1 pseudogene is annotated in these 985 nt (G+C 55.3%); it reads right to left on the bottom strand.

Annotated elements, in window-relative coordinates:
* Positions 1-29: 29 nt before the first annotated feature.
* Positions 30-985 (bottom strand): annotated as a pseudogene (locus RAC65_RS22280) (IS3 family transposase); the annotation flags it as partial.

Below are 985 nucleotides of genomic sequence, written 5' to 3'. Positions count from 1 at the left end.
TGACCTGCCCCCAGTATTAGATACAACCATCAGTTAGTAATGTCGGTTTGTTTACCTTCACATTTTCCATTCCGCCATCGTGCTGCAAACTCTGATGGCGTCTGATAATTTAGTGCTGAATGTGGACGACACTCGTTATAATCCTGCCGCCAGTCATTAATGACTTTCCTGGCGTGAACGATATCGCTGAACCAGTGCTCATTCAGACATTCATCGCGAAAGCGTCCGTTAAAGCTCTCAATAAATCCGTTCTGCGTTGGCTTGCCCGGCTGGATTAAGCGCAACTCAACACCATGCTCAAAAGCCCATTGATCCAGTGCGCGGCAGGTGAACTCCGGCCCCTGGTCAGTTCTTATCGTCGCCGGATAGCCTCGAAACAGCGCAATGCTGTCCAGAATGTGTGTCACCGGCACGCCTGAAATCCCAAAGGCAACAGTGACCGTCAGGCATTCCTTCGTGAAGTCGTCCACACAGGTCAGGCACTTGAGCCTGCGACCGGTGGCGAGCGCGTCCATGACAAAATCCATCGACCAGGTCAGGTTGGGCGCCGCCGGGCGGAGCAGCGGCAGACGTTCTGTTGCCAGCCCTTTACGACGCCGTCTGCGTTTTACGCCCAGCCCTCTCAGATGATAAAGGCGGTACACGCGCTTGTGATTAACATGAAGGCCTTCACGGCGCAGTAACTGCCAGATGCGGCGGTAGCCAAAACGCCTGCGCTCCAGTGCCAGCTCAGTGATGCGCTCTGATAAATGCGCATCAGTCGCCGGACGCAGAGCCTCGTAGCGGCAGGTCGACAGGGACAAACCTGTCAGCCTGCAGGCACGACGTTGCGACAGACCGGTCGCATCACACATAAACTCAACGGCTTCCCGCTTCTGGTCTGTCGTCAGTACTTTCGCCCCAGAGCCACCTGGAGTGCCTCCTTATCCAGCATGGCTTCGGCAAGCAGCTTCTTGAGTCTGGCGTTCTCTTCTTCAAGCGACTT

Source organism: Pantoea sp. BS_8, assembly GCF_041954965.1.
GTDB classification, from domain to species: domain Bacteria; phylum Pseudomonadota; class Gammaproteobacteria; order Enterobacterales; family Enterobacteriaceae; genus Pantoea; species Pantoea stewartii.
The sequence above is the reverse complement of the archived record's forward strand: the minus strand, read 5'-3'. Positions and strand labels throughout refer to the sequence as shown.